1 protein-coding gene is annotated in these 451 nt (G+C 61.9%); it reads right to left on the bottom strand.

What is annotated here, in order from left to right; translation table 11 throughout:
• Positions 1 to 451: calcium-binding protein (locus tag N005_RS03020; protein WP_047699297.1), on the bottom strand; the 451-nt coding region annotated here is incomplete at both ends.

A 451-nucleotide genomic window follows, 5' to 3' on the forward strand; every position in this document is an offset into this window, starting at 1 on the left:
CGTGTTGTTCGAGGCGTTACCGACAAGGTTGATGGCGGCAATGCCGAGCAACTGACCATCCTCGACGTTGGCCGACAAGGTGTGGCTGACCGACGTGCGCACCAGATCGCGGCCTTCGCCATCGAGTTCAGTGACCGTGTCACCCAGGTTGTCGATCAGGTAGGTGTCATTCCCCGCACCGCCGATCAGCGAGTCCCGTCCGGCGCCGCCATCCAGCACGTTATTGCCGGCGTTACCGGTCAGCACGTTGTCCAGGGCGTTGCCGGTAGCGTTGATCGCGACACCCGTCAACGCGAGGTTTTCCAGGTTCGCGCCCAGGGCCCAACTGACCGAAGAGCGTACGGTATCGATTTCGCTCGCCAGGGTACTGGTTTCGCTGATGACATCCTTGAGGTTGTCGACCACGTAGGTGTCGTTGCCGGTTCCGCCGATGAGGGTGTCGATGCCGAGG

It is taken from the genome of Pseudomonas mediterranea CFBP 5447 (assembly GCF_000774145.1).
GTDB lineage: Bacteria > Pseudomonadota > Gammaproteobacteria > Pseudomonadales > Pseudomonadaceae > Aquipseudomonas > Aquipseudomonas mediterranea.